Annotated in this window: 22 protein-coding genes; 14 read left to right on the forward strand and 8 right to left on the reverse strand. The window is 66.8% G+C overall.

Annotation, left to right across the window (positions count from 1 at the left end; all coding sequences use genetic code 11):
- Window positions 1-36 precede the first annotated feature (36 nt).
- From rplI to ACZK33_RS15100, 5 genes are all read right to left on the reverse strand, one after another.
- Window positions 37-486 carry a 50S ribosomal protein L9 gene (rplI, locus tag ACZK33_RS15080; protein WP_005410227.1) on the reverse strand — a complete coding sequence of 150 codons (450 nt, stop codon included), beginning with the start codon at window positions 484-486 and terminating at the stop codon, window positions 37-39.
- 104 nt (window positions 487-590) lie between these two features.
- Window positions 591-821 (reverse strand): 30S ribosomal protein S18, encoded by a 231-nt coding sequence (rpsR, locus tag ACZK33_RS15085; RefSeq protein ID WP_002804494.1) that lies wholly within the window; start codon window positions 819-821, stop codon window positions 591-593.
- Window positions 822-832: 11 nt separating this feature from the next.
- Window positions 833-1,270: a 30S ribosomal protein S6 gene (rpsF, locus tag ACZK33_RS15090; protein ID WP_005410228.1), complete on the reverse strand. Its 438-nt coding sequence runs from the start codon at window positions 1,268-1,270 to the stop codon at window positions 833-835.
- A 161-nt stretch (window positions 1,271-1,431) separates the two neighbouring features.
- The gene (locus ACZK33_RS15095; protein ID WP_189720903.1) at window positions 1,432-1,974 is read right to left on the reverse strand and encodes a CbrC family protein; all 543 of its coding nucleotides are present in this window, start codon (window positions 1,972-1,974) and stop codon (window positions 1,432-1,434) included.
- Between the two features lie 78 nt (window positions 1,975-2,052).
- Entirely contained in the window at window positions 2,053-2,391 is a 339-nt protein-coding gene (locus ACZK33_RS15100; RefSeq protein ID WP_006376495.1) for a HesB/IscA family protein, read from the reverse strand.
- A gap of 128 nt (window positions 2,392-2,519) precedes the next feature.
- Between ACZK33_RS15100 and asnS the strand changes: the two genes are divergently transcribed.
- From asnS to ACZK33_RS15160, 12 genes are all read left to right on the forward strand, one after another.
- Window positions 2,520-3,914, forward strand: coding sequence for an asparagine--tRNA ligase (asnS, locus tag ACZK33_RS15105; protein WP_197573221.1), 1,395 nt, complete (start codon window positions 2,520-2,522; stop codon window positions 3,912-3,914).
- Window positions 3,915-3,944: 30 nt separating this feature from the next.
- Window positions 3,945-4,244: a hypothetical protein gene (locus tag ACZK33_RS15110; protein ID WP_005417403.1), complete on the forward strand. Its 300-nt coding sequence runs from the start codon at window positions 3,945-3,947 to the stop codon at window positions 4,242-4,244.
- 7 nt (window positions 4,245-4,251) lie between these two features.
- Window positions 4,252-4,566, forward strand: coding sequence for a hypothetical protein (locus tag ACZK33_RS15115; protein WP_006453002.1), 315 nt, complete (start codon window positions 4,252-4,254; stop codon window positions 4,564-4,566).
- 7 nt (window positions 4,567-4,573) lie between these two features.
- On the forward strand, window positions 4,574-5,212 hold the full coding sequence (locus ACZK33_RS15120) for an FMN-binding negative transcriptional regulator (protein WP_049400205.1): 639 nt from the start codon (window positions 4,574-4,576) through the stop codon (window positions 5,210-5,212).
- A gap of 72 nt (window positions 5,213-5,284) precedes the next feature.
- Complete coding sequence (can, locus tag ACZK33_RS15125) at window positions 5,285-5,947, forward strand: carbonate dehydratase (protein WP_014037740.1); 663 nt, start codon at window positions 5,285-5,287, stop codon at window positions 5,945-5,947.
- Window positions 5,948-5,966: 19 nt separating this feature from the next.
- A complete protein-coding gene (locus ACZK33_RS15130) occupies window positions 5,967-6,488 on the forward strand; it encodes a 3-hydroxyanthranilate 3,4-dioxygenase (protein WP_049422134.1) in 522 nt (173 codons plus the stop codon).
- Window positions 6,489-6,806: 318 nt separating this feature from the next.
- Window positions 6,807-8,081: a kynureninase gene (kynU, locus tag ACZK33_RS15135; RefSeq protein ID WP_032127677.1), complete on the forward strand. Its 1,275-nt coding sequence runs from the start codon at window positions 6,807-6,809 to the stop codon at window positions 8,079-8,081.
- Window positions 8,082-8,112: 31 nt separating this feature from the next.
- Window positions 8,113-9,480 (forward strand): FAD-dependent oxidoreductase, encoded by a 1,368-nt coding sequence (locus ACZK33_RS15140; RefSeq protein WP_478453548.1) that lies wholly within the window; start codon window positions 8,113-8,115, stop codon window positions 9,478-9,480.
- The gene (gene sbcB, locus ACZK33_RS15145) at window positions 9,480-10,919 is read left to right on the forward strand and encodes an exodeoxyribonuclease I (protein WP_182266389.1); all 1,440 of its coding nucleotides are present in this window, start codon (window positions 9,480-9,482) and stop codon (window positions 10,917-10,919) included. Before ACZK33_RS15140 ends, sbcB begins: the two co-directional genes overlap by 1 nt.
- The gene (locus tag ACZK33_RS15150; RefSeq protein WP_032127674.1) at window positions 10,916-11,602 is read left to right on the forward strand and encodes a DUF2461 domain-containing protein; all 687 of its coding nucleotides are present in this window, start codon (window positions 10,916-10,918) and stop codon (window positions 11,600-11,602) included. Before sbcB ends, ACZK33_RS15150 begins: the two co-directional genes overlap by 4 nt.
- Entirely contained in the window at window positions 11,602-12,582 is a 981-nt protein-coding gene (locus tag ACZK33_RS15155) for an aldo/keto reductase (RefSeq protein ID WP_049463159.1), read from the forward strand. The genes ACZK33_RS15150 and ACZK33_RS15155 overlap by 1 nt, the downstream gene beginning before the upstream one ends.
- 42 nt (window positions 12,583-12,624) lie before the next feature.
- Window positions 12,625-13,176 carry a DUF2939 domain-containing protein gene (locus ACZK33_RS15160; protein WP_071227460.1) on the forward strand — a complete coding sequence of 184 codons (552 nt, stop codon included), beginning with the start codon at window positions 12,625-12,627 and terminating at the stop codon, window positions 13,174-13,176.
- Window positions 13,177-13,311: 135 nt separating this feature from the next.
- Here ACZK33_RS15160 and ACZK33_RS15165 read toward each other — a convergent pair whose 3' ends face one another.
- The 3 genes from ACZK33_RS15165 to ACZK33_RS15175 form a co-directional block, all read right to left on the reverse strand.
- On the reverse strand, window positions 13,312-14,256 hold the full coding sequence (locus tag ACZK33_RS15165; RefSeq protein ID WP_005417414.1) for a 5'-nucleotidase: 945 nt from the start codon (window positions 14,254-14,256) through the stop codon (window positions 13,312-13,314).
- A gap of 47 nt (window positions 14,257-14,303) precedes the next feature.
- Window positions 14,304-15,077 carry an NAD kinase gene (locus ACZK33_RS15170; RefSeq protein ID WP_006376667.1) on the reverse strand — a complete coding sequence of 258 codons (774 nt, stop codon included), beginning with the start codon at window positions 15,075-15,077 and terminating at the stop codon, window positions 14,304-14,306.
- A 208-nt stretch (window positions 15,078-15,285) separates the two neighbouring features.
- Window positions 15,286-20,262, reverse strand: coding sequence for an NAD-glutamate dehydrogenase (locus ACZK33_RS15175; RefSeq protein WP_423174809.1), 4,977 nt, complete (start codon window positions 20,260-20,262; stop codon window positions 15,286-15,288).
- A 250-nt stretch (window positions 20,263-20,512) separates the two neighbouring features.
- On the opposite strand from ACZK33_RS15175, the gene ACZK33_RS15180 reads away from it, so the two are divergent.
- Both ACZK33_RS15180 and ACZK33_RS15185 read left to right on the forward strand, forming a co-directional pair.
- The gene (locus ACZK33_RS15180) at window positions 20,513-21,169 is read left to right on the forward strand and encodes a TetR/AcrR family transcriptional regulator (protein ID WP_032127669.1); all 657 of its coding nucleotides are present in this window, start codon (window positions 20,513-20,515) and stop codon (window positions 21,167-21,169) included.
- Window positions 21,169-22,437 carry an efflux RND transporter periplasmic adaptor subunit gene (locus ACZK33_RS15185; RefSeq protein WP_049422071.1) on the forward strand — a complete coding sequence of 423 codons (1,269 nt, stop codon included), beginning with the start codon at window positions 21,169-21,171 and terminating at the stop codon, window positions 22,435-22,437. The genes ACZK33_RS15180 and ACZK33_RS15185 overlap by 1 nt, the downstream gene beginning before the upstream one ends.
- The last annotated feature ends 2 nt before the right edge of the window (window positions 22,438-22,439 follow it).

Here is a 22,439-nt window from a genome sequence, read left to right on the forward strand (position 1 = left end):
CCGTTCTGCGGTGATGCCAGGCCTTGCGGCGTGGGATCAGGCTTCGGCGACGACGACGACCTTGACGGTGGTCTCGACGTCAGCGTGCAGGTGGACCAGCACGTCGTATTCGCCGATGTTGCGGAAGGCGCCTTCGCCCAGGATGACTTCGCTCTTTTCCAGCGGCAGGCCGGCGGCGGTGAAGGCCTCGGCGATGTCGCGCGGGCCAACCGAGCCGTACAGCTTGCCTTCGGTCGAAGCGTTGGCGGCGATGGTCACGCTCGCGCCTTCCAGCTTGGCCTTGCGGCCTTCAGCGTCGGCGTGGATGGCCTGGGCCTTGGCTTCGTATTCGGCGCGCTTGGCTTCGAACTCGGCCTTGTTGCTCTCGGTGGCCGGCACGGCCTTGCCCTGCGGCACGAGGAAGTTACGGCCGTAGCCCGGCTTCACGTCGACCAGGTCGCCCAGGTTGCCGAGGTTGGTGACTTTCTGCAGGAGGATCAGCTGCATGGTATTGCTCCAGATAAGTTATTCGTTAGCGAGGCGATGCCCCGCAACAAAGGCTGTCCGAATAGCTGGCACAGCGGGGGCGGCGCCGGGCCGCCCCGCTGGCATCAGACGTCGTGGTTGTCGGTGTACGGGATCAGGGCCAGGAAGCGAGCGCGCTTGACGGCGGTCGCCAGCTGGCGCTGGTACTTCGACTTGGTACCGGTGACGCGGCTCGGCACGATCTTGCCGTTCTCGGTCAGGTACTGGCGCAGGGTGTTGAGATCCTTGTAGTCGATCTCCTTCACACCTTCAGCAGTGAACTTGCAGAACTTGCGGCGACGGAAGAACTTGGACATGGGAAGGCTCCTTAGGCGGCGGAAGCGGCGTCGTCGCCGGCTTCGTTGTCAGCGGTGTTGTTGGACTCGCCTTCTTCGTCGTCACGACGACGGCGCTCACCGCGCTCCGGCTTGTCACCCTTCTCGTCCTTGCTCTTCATGATCAGCGACTGCTCGGTGTCAGCCTCGTCACGCTTGATGACCAGGTTGCGCAGCACGGCGTCGTTGAAGCGGAAGCTTTCGGTCAGTTCGTTCAGAACGGCCTGGTCGGCTTCGATGTTCATCAGCACGTAGTGGGCCTTCACCAGGTTCTGGATCGGGTACGCCAGCTGGCGGCGGCCCCAGTCTTCCAGACGGTGGATGGTGCCGTTGCCGTTCTCGACCAGCGACTTGTAGCGCTCGATCATGGCCGGGACCTGCTCGCTCTGGTCCGGGTGGACCATGAACACGATTTCGTAATGACGACTCATGTTTTTTTCTACCTTTCGGATGTGGCCTTGCGGCCGGACAGCCCCCCGCCGTTGAGACCGCGGTGGGGCAAGGATTCCCGCCGGGGAGGCAGGAAGCCGCGCATTATGGCGCAGATGGGGGTGCCGGGCAACCGGCGGGTCACAGGGCAACCTGAACCGGGCTACCCCAGATCCACATGAAGGCGGTGCTGGCCGCATTCCAGGCACTGGAACAGGCAGCCAATCATCTCCCCGTCCCGGCTCAGGTGTTCAAGCACCCAGTCGGCGTCGCGCGGATTGACCTCGACCACGTCGGGCCGGACTTCGTCGAGGATGGGCTGGAGGTCCTCGCTACCGGCGTAACCGAGGAAGGCGCAGGGCCGCTCACAATGGCTGAGCCAGACCGACTGCTGCCAGGACGGGTAGCCCGGGGTGCGCTCGCAGATCTCCAGCAGCAGCTCACGGGCGATGCTCGGTGGCGGGTCGGCCGGGTCTGGCGAGACCCCTTCGATATCACTCCAGCCGGTGAATTCACCCTCGTAGCTGGCCGCCGCCCTGCCGTCGGCGATACACCAAGGGCAAAGGTAATCCGGACGCAGACGGGTGTAGAACGGCCCGCGGTAGCGCAGTGTGCGCGGCTGGCCGCAGCAGTCACAGATTCCGTCGACCTCTTCGAAGGAGAGGGCGTAGGCGTTGGGGTGATAAATGAAAAGCGGTCGTTCCATCCGTGGATCCCTTCCCTGCCGACCAAGGTCGGCATCTACCAGCGCCCGGCCATGCCCGGCGGACGCCAGAACCAGCCCTCAGGCCTTGTCGGCGTCGGTGGTGAAGCTTTCACCGCAGCCACACTCGGCGGTGGCGTTCGGGTTGCTGAACGTGAACGTTTCGCTCAGGCCGTGCTTGCCGAAGTCGATCACGGTGCCGTCCACCAGCGCCAGGCTCTTGGCATCGACGTAGATCTTCACGCCGTCCTGGTCGAACACGGTATCGCCCTCGCGCTCGTCGCGGGCCAGGTCGGTGATGTGACCCCAGCCCGAGCAACCGGTCTTGGTCACGCCGAAACGCAGGCCCAGCGCGCCGGGGGTCTGGGCGACAAAGCGCTGCACGCGCTCGAAGGCAATGGGGGTCAGGCTGACGGCCATGGGGCTACTCCAGAGGTACGGGGACATTATAAGGAGCCGTTGCCACGAAAAATGCCTCGCAAGCAGAACGCTGCAACCGGTAAACTCCCGTGTTCACAGATCGAGTCGATCAGCAGAGGATTCAAGTCATGACGGTGGTCAGCGTTGAACATGCGCTTGCCGGGAAGATCCCGGAAGGCGGCGAAGTCACGGTACGCGGATGGGTGCGCACGGTGCGCGGTTCAGCGAATCTGGCCTTCGTGAATGTGAGCGACGGCTCCTGCTTCGCGCCGATCCAGGTCGTGGCCGGCGACAGCCTGGCCAACTTCGACGAGATCAAGCGCCTGACCAGCGGCTGCTCGGTCATCGCCACCGGCACCCTGGTGAAGTCGCAGGGCAAGGGCCAGTCGTTCGAGATCCAGGCCAGCACGCTGGAAGTGGTCGGCTGGGTCGAAGACCCGCTCACCTACCCGATCCAGCCCAAGCCGATGTCGCCGGAGTTCCTGCGCGAAGTGGCCCACCTGCGCCCGCGCACCAACCTGTTCGGCGCGGTCACCCGCATCCGCAACTGCCTGGCCCAGGCCGTGCACCGTTTCTTCCACGAAAACGGCTTCAACTGGATCAGCACCCCGATCATCACCACCTCCGACGCCGAAGGCGCCGGCCAGATGTTCCGCGTGTCCACCCTGGACATGGTGAACCTGCCGCGCGATGAGAAGGGCGCGATCGATTTCAGCCGCGACTTCTTCGGCAAGGAAACCTTCCTGACCGTGTCCGGCCAGCTGAACGTCGAGGCCTACTGCCTGGCGCTGAGCAAGGTCTACACCTTCGGCCCGACCTTCCGCGCCGAGAACAGCCACACCACCCGCCACCTGGCGGAGTTCTGGATGATCGAGCCGGAAATCGCCTTCGCCGACCTGGCCGAAGACGCACGCCTGGCCGAAGAGTTCCTGAAGTACCTGTTCCGTGCGGTGCTGAACGAGCGCAGCGACGACCTGGCCTTCATCGCCGAGCGCGTGGACAAGAACGCGATCACCAAGCTGGAAGACTTCATCAACGCACCGTTCGAGCGCATCGACTACACCGATGCGGTCAGCCTGCTGCAGAAGTCCGGCAAGAAGTTCGACTTCCCGGTCGAATGGGGCCTGGACCTGCAGACCGAGCACGAGCGCTGGCTGACCGAAGAACACGTCGGCCGCCCGGTGGTGGTGACCAACTATCCGGAGCACATCAAGGCCTTCTACATGCGCCTGAACGACGACGGCAAGACCGTTGCCGCGATGGACGTGCTGGCCCCGGGCATCGGCGAGATCATCGGCGGCAGCCAGCGCGAAGAGCGCCTGGAAGTGCTGGACGCGCGCATGGCCCAGTTCGGCCTGGATCGTGAGCACTACAGCTGGTATCGCGATTTCCGCCGCTATGGTTCGGTGCCGCACGCCGGCTTCGGCCTGGGCTTCGAACGCCTGGTGGTGTACGTCTGCGGGCTGTCCAACATCCGCGATGCGATCCCCTACCCGCGCGCCCCGGGCAGCGCGGACTTCTAAGCCCCACACGACCACGGAGGTACCGCTCCCATGACCCTGTTCTTCGCCCTCTGTTTCGTCGGCGTTGCAGTGGCCGGGTTCAGTGCCTTCGTGATCTTCTGGCCGCTGACCCTGGTGCACGTACGCGATCGCCATCCGGCGCTCGCCGAGCGCTTCGGCAGCGGTGCCTTCCTCAAGCCCGATGCCCTGGCCTGGCTGCTGCGCCGTGACTATCGCCAGCAGCCGGACCGCTCGCTGTCCGGGCTGGCGACGCCGGCCTGGGTATCGCTGCTGACCCTGCTGGCCGGACTGGGCATGGCCGCCCTGCTCTGGCTGGCCTCGCTCTGGTAACACATCCATGAATGACATCACCGCCTCGCGCGACAGCTGGTGGCTGGCCAGCCTCGGCAACACCCTGATCTGGGCGCGCCTGCGCGTGCGCCCGGCCGGCACCGCCGAAGTGCTCGACAGCGATGGCAACACGCTGAGCTATGACAGCGAAGACACCGCGCGTTCGCAGCTGTTCGACGCCGAATTCGTCGAGTACGACGGCCTGGACGAGGAAGACGCGCTGGTGCGCGGCTTCAGCCTGCACGAAGTGCAGCCGCCGCAGGCCGACAGCGATGAGGGCCTGCGCGGCCGCATGATCCAGTCGCTGGGCGGGCGCGCCTGACCCCTGCATGTTCACCCCGCGCGCCTTCGCCGAGACCGACCTGCTCTGGCTGGACCGCCTGCTGGCGCGCGACCCGTTCGTTACCGTGCTCACGCCCGGCAGCGATGGCCTGCCGGAGCTGACCCGGATGCCGGTGCTGTACCGGCGTGACGGCGACCAGATCGAACTGCGCGGCCACTGGGCGCGCGCCAACCCGCAGTCGCGCCACCGCGGCGCGGCCAAGGTACTGATCGATGGTCCGCATGGCTACGTCTCGGCCAGCTGGTATCCGGACAAGGAGCCCGCTGCGCGGGTACCCACCTGGAACTACGCCGCTGCCGAGCTGCGTGGCCAGCTGCAGACCTTCGACGATACCGAGGCGCTGGCCGAACTGGTCGGCGCGATCAGCGACCGCTTCGAAGCGAGTGTCGGCCAGGCCTGGCAGTTCGATGCCACGCGTGCCGAACATGGCCCGGAGCTGCGCGCCATCGTCGGCTTCCGCTTCCAGGTCGAACAGGTGCAGCTGAAGCTCAAGCTGAGCCAGAACCATCCCGATGCGAACCAGCGCGCGGTGATCGCCGAACTGGAACAGTTGGGCACCCCCGCTTCCACCGAGTTGGCGCAGTGGATGCGCTGGCACCGCGAACAGGCCGCCCGCAGCGACTGAACGCCCCAGATTCCCGCGACGACGCAGCCGGACGGCTGCGGCGAGCCCCCACCCGACGCCAGGGACCCATACATGAAAGACATCCACAAACTGCTGCAGAACAACCGCGACTGGGCCGACCGCATCGAGAAGGAAGACCCCGAGTTCTTCCACCAGCTGGCCAAGCAGCAGCACCCCGAATACCTGTGGATCGGCTGTTCCGATTCGCGCGTGCCGGCCAACCAGATCATCGGCATGGCCCCGGGCGAAGTGTTCGTGCACCGCAACGTCGCCAACGTGGTCGCCCACACCGACCTGAACTGCCTGAGCGTGGTGCAGTACGCGGTGGACCAGCTGAAGGTGAAGCACATCCTGATCGTCGGCCACTACGGCTGCGGCGGCGTGCATGCCTGTCTGCACAACACCCGCGTCGGCCTGGCCGACAACTGGCTGCGCCACGTTGGCGACGTGATGCAGAAGCACACCGGCATCCTTGATGCGATCGAGACCGACGAGCTCAAGCACGCACGCCTGTGCGAACTGAACGTGATCGAGCAGGTGGCCAACCTGTGCCGCTCGACCATCGTGCAGGACGCCTGGGCCCGCGGCCAGAAGCTGATGGTGCACGGCTGGGTCTACAGCCTGAAGGACGGACGCGTGCGCGAGATGGGCATCGACGTCGGTTCGCAGGAAGAACTGCAGCCCGCCTATGAAAAGGCCCTGTCCTACGTCCCGCGCAAGGGCAAGCGCGACTGATCCCTTACGGATGACCACCATGCTCGCTTCGCCGATCAACCTGCACGCCTGGATCGAAGAAAACCGCCACCTGCTGAAGCCGCCGGTGGGCAACAAGATGATCGACAACGGCGACTTCATCGTGATGGTAGTGGGCGGGCCGAACTCGCGTACCGACTTCCACTACGACGAAGGCCCGGAGTGGTTCTACCAGCTCGAAGGCGAGATGGTGCTGAAGGTGCAGGAAGACGGCGCGGTGCGCGACATTCCGATCCGCGCCGGCGAGATCTTCCTGCTGCCGGCAAAGGTTCCGCACTCGCCGCGGCGCCCGCCCGGTGGTATCGGTCTGGTGGTCGAGCGCAAGCGCCTGCCGCACGAGATGGACGGCGTGATCTGGCACTGCGAGCGCTGCAACCACAAGCTGCACGAAGAGTATTTCCCGCTGCAGAACATCGAGACCGACCTGCCCAAAGTGTTCGCGCGCTATCACGCCAGCCTGGAACTGCGTACCTGCAGCGAGTGCGGGCACGTGGACCCGCTGCCGGCGCCAGCGGCGGGCTGAGCCATCGAACGGTAGTTCCCCACCTCGGTGGGCGCATGCTCGCCCCCGCTCTGGTAGATGCCCACCTTGGTGGGCGCTTGCCCCCGCTCTGGTAGTTGCCCACCTTGGTGGGCGCTTGCCCCCGCTCTGGTAGTTGCCCACCTTGGTGGGCGCTTGCCCCCGCTCTGGTAGTTGCCCACCTTGGTGGGCGCTTGCTTGTACGTGCGCCAACCAAGGTGGGCGACTACCGGGTCATGCGGCGCTGGCGTTGGGTTGGCAGCTACCGGGCCATGCCCCAGGCGCTACACTGGCGGTCCCGTTGCAGCCTGTTGCCCGACCATGTCCGACCTGCTCAGCCGCACCCACGCCATTGCCCTGGACGCCGCCGATCCGCTGCGCCCGCTGCGCAATGAATTCCTGATTCCGCGCCATGGCGGCGGCGAGCAGACCTACTTCGTCGGCAACTCGCTGGGCCTGCAGCCGCGTGGCGCGCAGGCGGCCGTGCAGGAAGTGATGAAGCAGTGGGGCGAGCTGGCGGTGGAAGGCCACTTCACCGGCCCGACGCAGTGGCTGTCCTACCACCGCCTGGTGAGCGCGCAGCTGGCCCGCGTGGTCGGTGCGCTGCCCAGCGAGGTGGTTGCAATGAACACGCTGAGCGTGAACCTGCACCTGATGATGGTCAGCTTCTACCGGCCCACGGCCGAGCGTCCGGTGATCCTGATGGAAGCCGGCGCATTCCCGACCGATCGCCACGCGGTGGAAGCACAGATCCGCTTCCATGGTTTCGACCCGGCCGAGTGCCTGGTGGAAGTGCAGCCGGACGAGGCCAACGGCACGATTTCACTGACCGCGATCGAGCATGCCATCGCCGAGCACGGTTCACGCCTGGCGCTGGTGCTGTGGCCTGGCGTGCAGTACCGCACCGGCCAGGCCTTCGACCTCGATGCGATCACCCGCGCCGCACGTCTGCAGGGCGCGCGTATCGGCTTCGACCTGGCACACTCGGTCGGCAACCTGCCGCTGCGCCTGCATGACGTGGCCCCTGATTTCGCCGTGTGGTGCCACTACAAGTACCTCAACAGCGGCCCGGGCGCGGTTGCCGGCGCCTTCGTCCACGAGCGCCATCACCGCGACACCAGCCTGCCGCGCTTTGCCGGCTGGTGGGGCCATGAGGAATCCACCCGCTTCCAGATGGCACCGCAGTTCACGCCGGCCATCGGTGCCGAAGGCTGGCAGCTGAGCAATCCGCCAATCCTCGGCCTGGCGCCGCTGCGCGCCTCGCTGGACCTGTTCGAGCGCGCCGGCATGGAGGCGCTGCGCAGCAAGTCGCTGGCACTGACCGGCATGCTCGAAGCACTGGTCCGTGCGCGCCTGTCCGGCGTGCTGGACATCATCACCCCGGCCGAGCCGCAGCGCCGTGGCTGCCAGTTGTCGCTGCGCGTGATCGGTGGCCGCGAGCGCGGCCGTGCGCTGTTCGAGCATCTGCGCGGCATCGGCGTGCTCGGCGACTGGCGCGAACCCGACGTGATCCGCATCTCGCCCACCCCGCTCTACAACCGCTACCTGGACGTGCACCACTTCGTCGAGGAAGTGGAAGCCTGGGCCGGCCTCTAAGCCGGCCCCTCCCCTACTGCTGGACAGTTCGTTGATCGCACACGCTTCCCGCTCGTTGAGCATTATCGGTGCCGGCCTTGCCGGGTCCCTGCTGGCCATCCTGCTGTCACGCCAGGGCTGGCGCATCACCCTGTACGAACGCCGCGGCGATCCGCGCGTGGCCGACTACGAGAGTGGCCGCTCGATCAACCTGGCGTTGGCCGAGCGCGGGCGCAATGCGCTGCGCCAGGCGGGCGTCGAGGACGAAGTGATGGCGCGCGCGGTGATGATGCGCGGCCGCATGGTGCATCCACGCGACGGCGAGCCGCAGCTGCAGCGCTACGGTCGCGACGACAGCGAAGTGATCTGGTCGATCCACCGCAGTGATCTGAATACCACGCTGCTGGAGCTGGCCGAACAGGCCGGCGCCACCGTGCACTTCCATCGCCGCCTGCACACCGTCGATTTCGATGCGGGTTACGCACGCTTCATCGATGACCGTGACGACAGCCCGCACGACATCCGTTTCGACACCCTGATCGGTGCCGACGGTGCCGGTTCGGCACTGCGTGCGGCGATGAACCGACGCGCGCCGCTGGGCGAGGACATCGCCTTCCTCGACCACTCCTACAAGGAGCTGGAGATCCCGCCGGCTGCCGATGGCAGCTTCCGCATCGAGCGCAATGCGCTGCACATCTGGCCGCGCGGCCACTACATGTGCATCGCCCTGCCCAACCACGAAGGCACCTTCACCGTCACCCTGTTCCTGCCCAACCAGGGCGACCCCAGCTTCGCCACGGTCAATACCGGGGCGCAGGCCGAGGCGCTGTTCGCGCGCGAGTTCGCCGACACCCTGCCGTTGATCCCGAACCTGCGCGCGGACTGGGAGCAGCATCCACCGGGCCTGCTTGGCACGCTCACCCTGGAACGCTGGCACCAGCAGGGCCGCGCGGTGCTGATCGGCGACGCCGCGCATGCGATGGTGCCGTTCCACGGCCAGGGCATGAACTGCGCGTTCGAGGACTGCGTTGCGCTGGCCCGCCACCTGATGGAGGCGGATGATCTGGAAGGCGCGTTCGCCGCGTTCGAAGCCGAGCGCAAGCCGAATGCACGTGCCATCCAGCAGATGGCACTGGAGAACTACCTGGAGATGCGTGACCGCGTGGCCGATCCCGCCTTCCTGCTGCAGCGCGAGCTGGAACAGGAACTGCAGCGGCGCTGGCCGACCCGCTTCGTACCGCACTACACGATGGTCACTTTCCTGCACACGCCGTACGCCGAGGCGCTGCGCCGCACCGAACTGCAGCGCGACATGCTGGTGGCCGCCACCGCCGGTCACGATTCACTGGACAACATCGACTGGACCGCACTGGAAGCACAGATCCACGCCCAGCTACCGGTCCTGGAGGGCGCGCACTGATGGCTGACAGCTTCCTGTTCTACGACCTGGAAACCTTCGGCCAGGACCCGCGGCGCACGCGCATCTCGCAGTACGCCGCGATCCGTACCGACGCCGATCTCAACGAAATCGACACGCCGGTCAGCTTCTTCGTGCGCCCGGCCGATGACCTGCTGCCCTCGCCGATGGCCACCCTGGTCACCGGCATCACCCCGCAGCAGGCACTGGCCGAGGGCATCAGCGAAGCCGAGGCCTTCGATCGCATCAACGAGCAGCTGTCGCGCCCCGGCACCTGTGCGCTGGGCTACAACACGCTGCGCTTCGACGATGAATTCGTCCGCTACGGCCTGTTCCGCAACTTCCACGACCCGTACGAACGCGAGTGGCGCAACGGCAATTCGCGCTGGGACCTGCTGGACATGCTGCGGCTGATGCGCGCGATGCGCCCGGACGGCATCCAGTGGCCGCTGCGCGAGGATGGCGCCACCTCGTTCAAGCTCGAGCACCTGGCCGAGGCCAACAACGTGCGCGAAGGCGATGCGCACGAAGCGCTGTCCGACGTACGCGCCACCATCGGCATGGCACGCCTGTTCAAGCAGTCGCAGCCACGGCTGTGGGAGTACGCGCTGAAGCTGCGCGACAAACGCTTCGTCGGCAGCCTGCTGGACGTGGCCGCGATGAAGCCGGTACTGCACATTTCCATGCGCTACCCGGCCAGTCGCCTGTGCGCGGCCCCGGTGCTGCCGCTGGCCGCGCACCCGACCATCAACAACCGGGTGATCGTGTTCGACCTGGAAGGCGAGATCGACGATCTGCTGGAACTGCCGGCCGAGGTGATCGCACAGCGCCTGTACATGCGCGCCAGCGAGCTGCCCGAAGGCGTGGCGCGGGTGCCGCTGAAGGAAGTGCACCTGAACAAGGTGCCCGCGCTGATCGCCTGGAACCACCTGCGCGCCGATGACCACGCGCGCCTCGGCCTGGACGTGGCCGCGATCGAGGCCAAGGTGGAACGCCTGCGCGCGTTCGCCCCGCAGCTGGCCGAGAAGGCCCGGCAGGTCTACAACCAGCCCCGCGCCGCCACCGTGGCCGATGTCGATGCCTCGCTCTACGACGGCTTCCTCGGCAATGGCGACAAGCCGCTGCTTGCGCTGGCACGCACCACCGCGCCGGAGCAGCTGGCCGCGCTGGAAGGCCGCTTCCGCGACCCGCGCCTGCCGGAGCTGCTGTTCCGCTACCGCGCGCGCAATCATCCCGACAGCCTCGCGCCGGCTGAACGCCAGCGCTGGCAGGATTACCGCCGCCAGCGCCTGCTCGGGGACGGCGGGCTGGGCGAACTCAACCTGCCCCAGTACCAGCAGCAGCTCGATGCACTGGCCGCTGAAGCGCCCGACGATGCACGGCGCCAGGCCCTGCTGCAATCGCTGCGCGACTGGGGCCAGCACCTGCAGGAGACCTTGTGAGTACCTATTTCTCGGACGCCAGCTTCAAGTTCCTGCGCAGCCTGGCGCGGCATAACGACAAGGCGTGGTTCAACGACCACCGCCAGCAGTATGAAGACCACGTGCGGCAGCCATTCCTGCGCCTGCTGGGTGACCTGCAGCCGGCGCTGGCCGAGGTCAGCGACCACTTCCGCGCCGATACCCGCGGCGTCGGCGGCTCGCTGTTCCGCATCCATCGCGACGCGCGCTTCTCCAACGACAAATCCCCGTACAAGACCTGGCAGGGTGCACGCCTGTTCCATGAGCGCCGCCGCGAGGTGGCCGCGCCCTCGTTCTACGTGCACCTGCAGCCGGGCGAGAGCTTCGTCGGTGCCGGCCTGTGGCATCCGGAACCGGAGACCCAGCGCCGCGTGCGCCACTTCATCCTCGACAACCCGGGCAGCTGGAAGGCCGCAGCGCATGCACCGGCCCTGCGCAAGCGCTTCGACTTCGAAGAGAGCGAGAAGCTGGTGCGTCCGCCGCGCGGCTTCCCGGCCGACTTCGAATTCATCGATGACCTCAAGCACCGCAACTGGGTGATGTGGCGCTCGCTGGACGACGCCACCATGACCGGCCCGCGCCTGCTGTCCACGCTGGGCAAGGACCTGGCCGCGCTCGGCCCGTTCGTCGACTACCTGTGCGCGGCGCTGGACCTGGAATTCTGATGCCGTTGGCACAGCAACGCCGCACGCTGGGCCGCACCGGCCTGGCGGTTTCGCCGGTGGGCCTGGGCTGCTCCGGCTTCTGGGGGCATCGCCGCTTCCCGGAACAGTCGGCCGCGCACGTGGTCGAGCATGCACTGGCACAGGGCGTGAACCTGTTGGACACCGGCCACAACTATTCCGGTTTCCACGCCGAGCCGCGACTGGGCCGCATCCTGCGCCCGTTGCTGAAGCGATACCCGCGCGAGTCGCTGGTGATTTCCAGCAAGGGCGGCACACTGACCGGCCAGGCCGGCGTCAGCGGCGCCGAGCAACGCAATTTCTCGCCGGCAGCCATCACTGCCAGCTGCGAGGCCTCGCTGCGCAACCTCGGCCTGGATTACCTGGATATCTACCAGCTGCACGGTGCCAGCCAGCACGACATCAACGATGACCTGCTGGCCGCGCTGCAACGCCTGCGCGAACGCGGGCTGATCCGGCACACCGGCATCAATACGCACACGGCATCGACCCTGCGCTGGATGATCGACCATCCCACGCTGTTCGACGTGGTGCTGCTCGATTACAACGCCCTGCAGCAGGACCGTGAACCCCTCATCGACCAGTTGCACGCGGTGGGCATCGGCGTACTGGCCGGCACCGTGCTGGCGCAGGGCCATCTGCTGCCACCACGCCCGCGCCTGCCACGACCGGCGGATGCCTGGTACCTGGCCAGGGCCTGGCTCAAACCGAGCAGCCGTCAACTGATGCGCAGCGCACGCAACATGCGGAAGGCACTCGCCGCCATCCGCAGCCAGCGCCCGGCCCAGACCGCGTTTGCCTACGCCCTGGGCCATCCCGGCGTGGCCAGTGGCATCCTGGGCACCACCCGCACCGGCAGCCTGGACGAAGTACTGGCGACGCGGCTTGAGGCACTGACCGCAGCCGAACGCCAGCAGCTGGTGGACGCCTTCGGTGATGGCCGCGGATCTCCCAGTCATTGAGTCTTCACCCCATGCTGCTGCGGTTGCGGCAGTCTGGGCGGCATGAAGAAACTCACCGCACTCGTTGGGCTGCTGGTCCTGGCCTTGGCCGCCTGGTGGTTCGGCGGCCCGTACATGACCGTCAATGGCCTGTCCAAGGCCATTGAGCAACGCGACACCGCGCGCCTGGAGCGTTACGTCGATTTCCCGCGCGTGCGCAGCAGCCTGCGCGCGCAGCTCAATGACTATCTGGTGCGCCAGGCAGGCCCGGATGTGGCGGCCAGCCCGTTCGGTGCCCTGCTGTACGGGCTGGGCGACCAGCTTGGTGGTGCCGCGGTGGACACCATGGTGACCCCGACCGGGATCGGCGCGATGCTGCAGGGTCACGTGCTGTGGAAGCGCGGTCGCAATGAACTGCAGGGCGGCGATGCCTTCGGCGCGACCGAACCCGCACGGCCGCTGAAGCATGCCGAACATCATTTCGAAGCGCTGGACCGCTTCGTGATCGATGTCGATCGCGGCCCCGGCCAGCCGCCGATGAAGGTGGTGCTGGAACCGCAGGGCCTGCGCTGGAAGGTGGTGGACCTGCAGCTGGGGATGTCGGGCAGCCCTTGACGGGACCCGTGGCCTGACGGCAATGCCAACCAAGGTTGGCGACTACCGGGGTACAGCGCTCTGGTAGATGCCCACCTTGGTGGGCACGGATGCATGGCAGTGCCAACCAACGGTTGGCACCCACCCGGCATGGTTTCACCCCTCGTTGGCAACGCCGTGCGGTACGTGGCCGGCGGCTACATGCTCTCGGGCGCTGTCGATGTTGTGCTGCGAATCATCGAAGAAGATGTCGGCGCCGAACGCCTGCAGGAACGGGCCCTTGTGGCGGCCACCGAGGAACAGCGCTTCGTCCAGGCGCACACCCCACTCACGCAGGGTGCGGATCACCCGTTCGTGCGCAGGTGCCGAACGCGCGGTCACCAGTGCGGTGCGGATCGGTGCACTGTCTCCGGCCGGGAACACTTCCTGCAGCGTGTGCAGCGCCGACAGGAAGCCACGGAACGGACCGCCGCTGAGCGGCTCGCGGGCGCGCTCGCGCTCGTGGCGGCCAAAGGCTTCCACGCCCTGCTCGCGCGAAATGCGCTCGCTCTCGTCACCGAAGATCACGGCGTCACCGTCGAAGGCGATGCGCAGCTGGCCGGCCGGGCGACCGGTATCGATCTGGTCGGCCGCCGCAGCGGCAGTCTCGCCAGGCGGCTTGGGCAGGATGGTCGCCGCCGCAATGCCATGGCGCAGCGCGCTGCGCACCGATTCCGGGTTGGCCGACAGGAACAGGTCGGTACCGAACGGCTTCACATACGGCCAGGTCGGCTCGCCTGCGGTGAACGTCGCTCGGATGATGCCCAGGCCGTAGTGCTGGATCGAGTTGAAGATGCGCAGGCCGGTATCGGCCGAATTGCGCGACAGCAGGATCACCTCGACCCGCGGGTTCTCCGGGCTGGCGCCCTGATTCAGCGCCAGCAGCTTGCGCACCACCGGGAAGGCCACGCCGGGGCCGAGGATGTCGTCCTCGTGCTGGCGCTGGAATTCGGCATAGGCCGCCACGCCATCACTCTCGAACAGCGCATGGCTTTCCTCGAGGTCGAACAGGGCGCGCGAGGTCACCGCGACGGTCAGCAAACGGGGGGAGTTGTCGCCCATCGGTGGGGGTCCTTCAAGCGGTCGGCGGGACCGGCCGCCTATTGTCGTCAAAAAACGAACTGTTCGCTCAGGATCCGGTCTTCCAGGTTGTGCTCCGGGTCGAACAGCAGGGTCACGCGGCGGTCCTTCGACTCGCGGATGGTCACCTCGACCACGTCGCGGGTCTCGTGCGAATCAGCAGTGACGCTGACCGGGCGCTTGTAGGGATCGAGCACGCGGAAGCGCACCTCGGTGTCGGCCTTGAGAATCGCCCCGCGCCAGCGTCGCGGCCGGTAAGGCGCCAGCGGCGTCAGCGCGATGGTATGCGAGCCCAGCGGCAGCACCGGTCCGTGCGCGGAATAGTTGTAGGCGGTACTGCCAGCCGGGGTGGCCACCAGCACGCCGTCTCCGATCAGTTCGGCCACACGTTCCTGGCCGTTGAGGTCGATGCCGATATGCGCCGCCTGCCGGGTCTGGCGCAGCAGCGACACATCGTTGTAGGCCAGCGAACCGGTACTGGTGCCCGACTCGGTCAGCGCCACCATTTCCAGCGGGCGCAGGTTGGCCGGTTCGGCACGGGCAATGCGGGCCTGCACGTCGTCGTCGCCACGGTACTGGTTCATCAGGAAGCCGACGGTGCCCAGCTTCATGCCGAACACCGGCTTGCCCAGGTGCCCGTGCCGATGCAGGGTCTGCAGCATGAAGCCGTCGCCGCCCAGCGGGCACAGCACGTCCGCCTGCTCCGGCGCGTGATCGCCATAGCGCGAGACCATCGCGGCGCGGGCCATCTGCGCGGGCTCGGTGGTGCTGGCCAGGAAAGCGATGCGGGGGGTGTCGCTCATCGGTGGATCCGGGTGGGTGTGCCAGCAAGAGCATACCCGGTAGTGCCGGCCGCTGGCCGGCAACCGCCTATCTGCGGGGAGGTCCATGGGGTTGCCGGCCAGCGGCCGGCACTACCCGTCCCAGGCATGCGCCGCAAAACAGAACGGCCCCGCTTTCGCGGGGCCGTTCTGTTCAACGCACGCCGGGCATAACCCGGCACTACATCACTTACGCACCATGTGCAGCCAGCTGGCCCAGTCGCTGGACCGCGACCGAGACGGTCGGGTAGTCCAGGGTCTTCTGCTCGGCCAGTTCGGCCAGCATCGCCAGGGTGAAGCGCAGGCTGTTGTCGTCGCGGCCCATCCAGGCCGCCACCTTCGCTTCAGCACTGCTGCCCTTGGTGCCCAGCACCTGGCCCGCCAGGTTGCGGTGGTTGGCGGCCAGCTCGTCACGCAGCACGCCACGTGCCACGGCGTGCCAACGGCCATTGACCTCCAGCGCGTCGACCTGCTCGAACAGCCACGGCAGCTGCAGGGCGTCGCCCAGGCGGAAGTGGACCTTGGACACGTCCACCGGTTTCAGCTTGCGGGTGCGGGCCAGTTCGATGATGTCGAACGCCGGCTCCAGGAAGTGCAGTTCGGCCAGCTGCTGCGCCAGCGCGGACGGCAGGCCCTTTTCCTTCCACTCGGCCACCAGGGCTTCGTAGGTCGGACGCTGCGAATCCGGCAGCACACCCGAAGCAACGCGGATGTCGTTGAACGGACCCTGGTAGCGGTTGACCGCTTCGGTGATGCCCGGCATCGCGCCCGGGCGCGACAGCAGCCAGCGCACGAACGAGCGCTGCAGCTTCCAGATCACTTCCAGTGCATCGATCTGCACCGACTCCGGCACCTTGCCGTCGAGGGCATCGATCTGTGCCCACAGCGCGCGTGCATCCAGCGTTTCACGGCTGATGGTGTAGGCCTTGGCGACCTCGGCGATGGAACGGCCGGTGTCTTCCTGCATGCGCATCAGGAAGGTGGCGCCCATGCGGTTGATGGTCTGGTTGGTCACGGCCGTGGCGATGATTTCGCGCTTCAGGCGGTGACGCTCCATTGCGTCGGCGTACTTCTTCTGCAGCGGGGTCGGGAAGTAGCGCTGCAGCTCCTTGGACAGGTACGGATCTTCCGGAATGTCCGAATCCAGCAGCTGGGCGAACGCCACCAGCTTGGAGTAGGACAGCAGCACCGACAGCTCCGGACGGGTCAGGCCCTGGCCGCGTGCCTTGCGCTGCGACAGCTCGGCATCGGACGGCAGGAACTCGATCTGGCGATCAAGCAGGCCCTGCTGCTCCAGGGTACGGATGAAGTGCTGCTTGGAACCCAGGCGCTTGACCGCCATCCGCTCCATCAGGCTCAGCGCCTGGTTCTGGCGGTAGTTGTCGTTGAGCACCAGCTCGGCGACTTCATCGGTCATCGAAGCCAGCAGCTTGTTGCGCTGCTCGACGGTCAGCTTCTTGGCCCGCACCACATCATTGAGCAGGATCTTGATGTTGACTTCATGGTCGGAAGTATCAACACCGGCCGAGTTGTCGATGAAGTCGGTATTGAGCAGCACGCCAGCCTGCGCGGCTTCGATACGGCCCAGCTGGGTCATGCCCAGGTTGCCGCCCTCGCCCACCACCTTGCAGCGCAGCTCGCCACCGTTCACGCGCAGCGCGTTGTTAGCGCGGTCGCCGACATCGCTGTGCTGCTCGCTGGCGGCCTTCACGTAGGTACCGATGCCGCCGTTCCACAGCAGGTCGACCGGCGCCTTCAGGATCGCGCTCATCAGATCGTTCGGCGACAGCGCCTTGACGTTTTCGTCCAGGCCCAGCGCTTCGCGCACCTGCGGGGTGATCTCGATCGACTTCAGGCTGCGCGGGTACACGCCGCCGCCCTTGCTGATCAGCTTGGCATCGTAGTCCGCCCAGCTCGAACGCGGCACGGTGAACAGGCGCTCACGTTCAACGAACGTGGTGGCCGCATCCGGGTTCGGGTCCAGGAAGATGTGGCGGTGGTCGAACGCAGCGACCAGGCGGATGTGGCGCGACAGCAGCATGCCGTTGCCGAACACGTCGCCGGACATGTCGCCGACGCCGACCGCGGTGAAGTCCTGGCTCTGGCTGTCGCGGCCGAGCGCACGGAAGTGGCGCTTGACCGACTCCCACGCACCGCGTGCGGTGATGCCCATGCCCTTGTGGTCGTAACCGACCGAACCACCGGAGGCGAACGCATCGCCCATCCAGAAGCCGTGGGCGATGGCCAGGCCGTTGGCGATGTCGGAGAAGGTCGCGGTGCCCTTGTCGGCGGCCACCACCAGGTACGGATCGTCCATGTCGTGGCGCACGACATCCACCGGCGGCACGATCTTGTTGTTGACGATGTTGTCGGTGATGTCCAGCAGGCCCTGGATGAACAGCTTGTAGCAGGCCACGCCGTTGGCGAAGATCGCGTCGCGGTCGCCGTTCACCGGCGGGGTCTTGGCGAAGAAGCCGCCCTTCGCGCCGACCGGCACGATGACGGTGTTCTTGACCATCTGCGCCTTGACCAGGCCCAGCACTTCGGTACGGAAGTCTTCGCGACGGTCCGACCAGCGCAGGCCGCCACGGGCGACCGCGCCGAAGCGCAGATGGGTACCTTCCACACGCGGGCCGTAGACGAAGATTTCGCGGTACGGGCGCGGCTTCGGCAGGTCCGGCACCAGCGCCGAATCGAACTTGAAGCTGATGACATGGCCGTGCTGGCCGTTGGCATCGGTCTGGTAGTAGCTGGTACGCAGGGTCGCGTCGATCACGCCCATGAACGAGCGCAGGATGCGGTCCTCGTCCAGGCTGGACACGCGGTCCATCAGCTTCAGCAGCGCATCGCGCGCGGCCTGCATCTGTGCGTCGCGGTCACCCTTGCGGGCGTCGACCACGGTCTTGAGCACCTTCAGGGTGGCGTCGTCACCAGCAGCCAGCACGTCGAAGTGGGCCTTCAGCTGGGCCTGGCCAGCCGCGATGTCGTCCATGCCTTCGTGGCCGGTGGCCGGATCGAAGCGGGCTTCGAACAGCTCGACCAGCAGGCGGGCCAGCAGCGGGTAGCGCGCGAAGGTGCCTTCCACGTAGGCCTGCGAGAACGGCACGCCGGTCTGCAGCAGGTACTTGCAGTAGCCACGCAGCATGGCGACCTGGCGCCAGTGCAGGCCAGCGGCCAGCACCAGGCGGTTGAAGCCGTCGTTCTCGGCATCGCCGTGCCAGACGCGGGCGAAGGTCTCGCCGAAGGCTTCATCGACGCTGGCGGCATCGATCGCGCCGGCGGTCGACTCGACCTCGAAGTCCTGCACGTACACCGGCGCGTTGTCGACCGACAGGCGGTACGGACGCTCGGCGATCACGCGCAGGCCCATGTTTTCCATCATCGGCAGCGCGTCCGACAGCGGAATGTCGTCCAGCTGGCGATACAGCTTCAGGCGCAGGCCATCGCCGCTTTCGCGCGGCACGGCCTGCAGGCTCAGGCGCAGGTCGTCCGGGCCGGTCAGGGCATCGAGCTGGCTGACATCGTTGGCGGCAACGGCGGTGCTGTTGTCTTCGATGTAGCCGGCCGGCAGTGCCTTGCCGATGCGGGCAGCAATGCGCAGGCCTTCGGTTTCGCCGTGGCGGGTCACCAGCGCTTCGCGCAGGTCGTCCTGCCAGTTGCGCAGCACCTGGGCCAGCTTCTGCTCCAGTTCGGCGGTATCGACGTCCAGCATTTCGCCCGGCTTCGGGCGCACGATCAGGTGCACCTGGGCCAGCGGCGATTCGCCCAGCACCACCGAGCTGTCGACGTACTCGCCGTGCAGCGCTTCCTTCAGCATCGCTTCGATGCGCAGGCGCACGTCGGTGTTGAAGCGCTCACGCGGCAGGTAGACCAGCGCGGAGATGAAACGGCTGTACTTGTCACGGCGCAGGAACAGGCGGCTGCGCACGCGCTCCTGCAGGCCCAGCACGCCCATGGCAGTGCGGAACAGTTCGTCCTCGCTGGACTGGAACAGTTCTTCGCGCGGCAGGGTTTCCAGGATGTGGCGCAGGGCCTTGCCGCTGTGGCTGGCCGAGGCCAGGCCCGACTGCTTCATCACGTGCTCGTGGCGCTGGCGCACCAGCGGAATTTCCCACGGGCGACGGTTGTAGGCGCTGGAGGTGAACAGGCCGAGGAAGCGCTGCTCGCCGATGATCTTGCCCTTGGCGTCGAATTCCAGCACGCCGATGTAGTCCATGTAGCCGGCGCGGTGCACGCGCGAACGGGCATTGGTCTTGGTCAGGATCAGCGCGTCCTTCAGCCCGGACGTGGTGTTCAGGCCCTGCGCGGCCAGGGTCTTGACCGGACGGGCGGCGGACTTGTCCTTGCCGCGCATCAGGCCCAGGCCGGTGTCGTTCAGCGGCGCCAGCACCTCTTCCTTGCCCTGCTTCTCGACGCGGTACTCGCGGTAGCCGAAGAAGGTGAAGTGGTTGTCGGCGGCCCAGCGCAGGAATTCCTGTGCTTCCTTGCGCGACGCGTCGTCGACCGGCAGCTGGCGGCTGCCCAGGTCGTCGGCCAGCGCCAGCGCCTTGTCCTTCATCGGCTGCCAGTCGCGCACGATCGCACGCACTTCGTCCAGCGCCTTGCTGATGGCCTGCTCGATGGCCGCCATGGCTTCGGCCGGCTGGCGGTCGATCTCCAGCAGCATCACCGACTCGGCATCACCCTCGCCGACCTTGACCAGCTTGCCGGCCTTGTCGCGGGTGAAGCGCAGCACCGGGTGGCCCAGCACGTGGACGCCTACGCCCTGTTCGGCCAGCGACATGGTGACGGTGTCGACCAGGAACGGCATGTCGTCGTTGACGATCTGCAGCACGGTGTGCGGCGATTCCCAACCGTTGGCCTTCGCGGTCGGATTGAACACGCGGACGTTGGCCTTGCCGGCCTTGCGGGCACGGGCGAATTCCAGCGTCTCAGCCGCGAGAGCGGCCCACTCTTCAGCGCTGTGGTGCGGGAACTCGTCCGACTCCATGCGCTTGTAGAAGTCAGTGGCGAAGGCCACCGCTTCGGCCTGTGCGGCCGCGGGGTAACGCTTGCGCAATGCCGTGTACACCGGCTCCAGGGAGAAACCAGCGGTCACTGCGACCTCCGACTCTGCTGGTTTGGTCTTGTTTTTCACGGTCTTGGCTGCGGTTTTTTGCGGTTTCATGGCAGAGCGATGCGCTTGCTCAGTTGGGAAAATGAAATTGTAGCCCTACCGCACGAAAAGGCCTTGCTGCAGGACGGAATAACCAGATTCGGGTTTGCTGCGGTTTAGACGCCTATTCAGTTCGCACCGGTATGGTGCTGGTGCGCGCTTCAGCACTGCCGACAGGATCGGCAAAGCGTGTTACCGGAAGACACACGCGGCGACGCCGATTCGATTCCACAATCCTGAACTGGACGGTATAGTCCACCGCGTGAACCCGGCCTACCTCCCCGTTGCCCTCGACGCACGCGATGAGCGCGTGTTCGATGCCGTGCGCGAGCTGTTGGCCCAGCAGGGCATGCAGATGAGCATGGACGCGGTGGCCCAGCATGCCGGCTGCTCCAAGCAGACCCTGTACTCGCGCTACGGCAACAAGCAGGAACTGCTGCGCCGGGTGATGCAGCGCCATGTCGGCCACGCTACCGGAGCCATGGTTCGTGCACTCCGCACTGACGACCTGCGTGCCAGCCTGCTCCAGTTCGCCACCGACTTCCTGGAGCATTTCAACCAACCGCACGTAGGGCAGGCCTGTCGGCTGATCGCCGCCGACGCAGCTCAGTTTCCCGAAGAGGCGCGTACGCTGTACCGGCATGGCGCCGGCGCGCTGACGCTTCATCTTGCTGAATGGATTGAAACCGTTTGCATGCGTGGCCAGCTCCGGCATGACGACCCGCACTTCATGGCCGAACTGCTGCTGAGCATGATCGCCGGTCAGGATTTCGACAAACAGCGTTTCCATACCCCCCATCGTGATGACGCGCAGCTGCGTCGGCGCTGGGCAGAGTTCTCCGTCGACAGCTTCCTGCGCGCCTTCGCGCCTCAGCCGTCGGCGGCCCCGTCTTCAAACCAACCCCGGAGTTCCTCCTGATGACCGCCCCACTCCGCACCCTTGCCTTGACGTGCGCCGTTGCTGTCGCGCTGGCTGCCTGCAAGAAGCCGGAACAGCAGACGCCCCCGCCGCCGGAGGTGGGCGTGATCGACGCCAAGCCGCAGACCCTGCCGCTGCAGCGTGAGCTGGTCGGCCGCCTGTCGCCGTTCCGCAGCGCCGACGTGCGTGCGCGCGTGCCGGGCGTACTGCTCAAGCGCGTCTACCAGGAAGGCTCGCAGGTCAAGCAGGGCCAGCCCCTGTTCCTGATCGACCCGGCGCCGCTGCGTGCTTCGCTCAATGCCTCCGAGGCCCAGCTGGCCTCGGCCCGCGCCACCTACGCCAATGCCAAGGTGGCCGCGGATCGCGCGCGTTCGCTGGCGCCGCAGCAGTTCGTCTCCAAGTCCGACCTGGACAACGCCGAATCGGCCGAGCGCACCGCGCTGGCCGCGGTCAAGCAGGCCGAAGCGGCGGTGACCTCCTCGCGCATCAGCCTGGGTTATACCGAAGTGACCGCGCCGATCAGCGGTGTGGCCAACAAGCAGCAGGTCACCGAAGGCGCACTGGTCGGCCAGGGCGATGTGACCCTGCTGACCACCGTCGACCAGCTCGACCCGCTGTACGTCAACTTCTCGCTGAGCGTGGACGAGTTGACCCAGCTGCGCGCGCAGCAGGCCAAGGGCGCGCTGGCGCTGTCCGGCGACGGCAAGGCCACGGTCAACGTCAAGCTGGCCGACGGCAGCACCTACAGCGAGCCGGGCACGCTGGACTTCTCTTCGACCACGGTCGACCCGGCCACCGGCGCGGTGTCGCTGCGTGCGCTGCTGCCGAACCCGCAGCAGATCCTGCTGCCCGGCGCCTTCGTCAGCTTCCAGGCCAACCTGGGCGAGCGCAACAACGCCTACCTGGTGCCGCAGCAGGCGCTGTTGCGTGACACCACCGGCGGCTACGTGATGGTGGTCGGTGCCGACGGCAAGGTGGTGCGCAAGAACGTGAAGACCGATGGCGCGCAGAACGGCAACTGGCTGGTCAGCGACGGCCTGGCCGCCGGTGACAAGGTGATCGTGGCCGGCGTGCAGAAGGTCAAGGAAGGTGCACCGGCGGTGGCCAAGCCGTGGACCCCGGGGCAGGACGCCAACGGCAAGCCTGCCGCAGGCGGCGCCGCTCCGGCGGGCGCAGCACCGGCCGCAGGCAAGGCACCGGCCGACGCGGCCAAGCCCGAGCAGGCCGATGCGGCCAAGCCGGCCGCCACCGATTCGAACAAGCAGTAACG

The organism is Stenotrophomonas sp. 86156_Sma (genome assembly GCF_056481625.1).

Bases quoted from the DNA above. Each gene is read 5' to 3' on its own strand.
- ACZK33_RS15170 (WP_006376667.1), bottom strand. From the start codon at position 15,077: ATGAGCGACACCCCCCGCATCGCTTTCCTGGCCAGCACCACCGAGCCC.
- sbcB (WP_182266389.1), top strand. From the start codon at position 9,480: ATGGCTGACAGCTTCCTGTTCTACGACCTGGAAACCTTCGGCCAGGAC.
- asnS (WP_197573221.1), top strand. From the start codon at position 2,520: ATGACGGTGGTCAGCGTTGAACATGCGCTTGCCGGGAAGATCCCGGAA.
- ACZK33_RS15095 (WP_189720903.1), bottom strand. From the start codon at position 1,974: ATGGAACGACCGCTTTTCATTTATCACCCCAACGCCTACGCCCTCTCC.
- ACZK33_RS15165 (WP_005417414.1), bottom strand. From the start codon at position 14,256: ATGGGCGACAACTCCCCCCGTTTGCTGACCGTCGCGGTGACCTCGCGC.
- ACZK33_RS15175 (WP_423174809.1), bottom strand. From the start codon at position 20,262: ATGAAACCGCAAAAAACCGCAGCCAAGACCGTGAAAAACAAGACCAAA.
- rpsF (WP_005410228.1), bottom strand. From the start codon at position 1,270: ATGAGTCGTCATTACGAAATCGTGTTCATGGTCCACCCGGACCAGAGC.
- ACZK33_RS15100 (WP_006376495.1), bottom strand. From the start codon at position 2,391: ATGGCCGTCAGCCTGACCCCCATTGCCTTCGAGCGCGTGCAGCGCTTT.
- can (WP_014037740.1), top strand. From the start codon at position 5,285: ATGAAAGACATCCACAAACTGCTGCAGAACAACCGCGACTGGGCCGAC.
- ACZK33_RS15115 (WP_006453002.1), top strand. From the start codon at position 4,252: ATGAATGACATCACCGCCTCGCGCGACAGCTGGTGGCTGGCCAGCCTC.
- rplI (WP_005410227.1), bottom strand. From the start codon at position 486: ATGCAGCTGATCCTCCTGCAGAAAGTCACCAACCTCGGCAACCTGGGC.
- ACZK33_RS15130 (WP_049422134.1), top strand. From the start codon at position 5,967: ATGCTCGCTTCGCCGATCAACCTGCACGCCTGGATCGAAGAAAACCGC.
- kynU (WP_032127677.1), top strand. From the start codon at position 6,807: ATGTCCGACCTGCTCAGCCGCACCCACGCCATTGCCCTGGACGCCGCC.
- ACZK33_RS15155 (WP_049463159.1), top strand. From the start codon at position 11,602: ATGCCGTTGGCACAGCAACGCCGCACGCTGGGCCGCACCGGCCTGGCG.
- ACZK33_RS15185 (WP_049422071.1), top strand. From the start codon at position 21,169: ATGACCGCCCCACTCCGCACCCTTGCCTTGACGTGCGCCGTTGCTGTC.
- ACZK33_RS15160 (WP_071227460.1), top strand. From the start codon at position 12,625: ATGAAGAAACTCACCGCACTCGTTGGGCTGCTGGTCCTGGCCTTGGCC.
- ACZK33_RS15120 (WP_049400205.1), top strand. From the start codon at position 4,574: ATGTTCACCCCGCGCGCCTTCGCCGAGACCGACCTGCTCTGGCTGGAC.
- rpsR (WP_002804494.1), bottom strand. From the start codon at position 821: ATGTCCAAGTTCTTCCGTCGCCGCAAGTTCTGCAAGTTCACTGCTGAA.
- ACZK33_RS15110 (WP_005417403.1), top strand. From the start codon at position 3,945: ATGACCCTGTTCTTCGCCCTCTGTTTCGTCGGCGTTGCAGTGGCCGGG.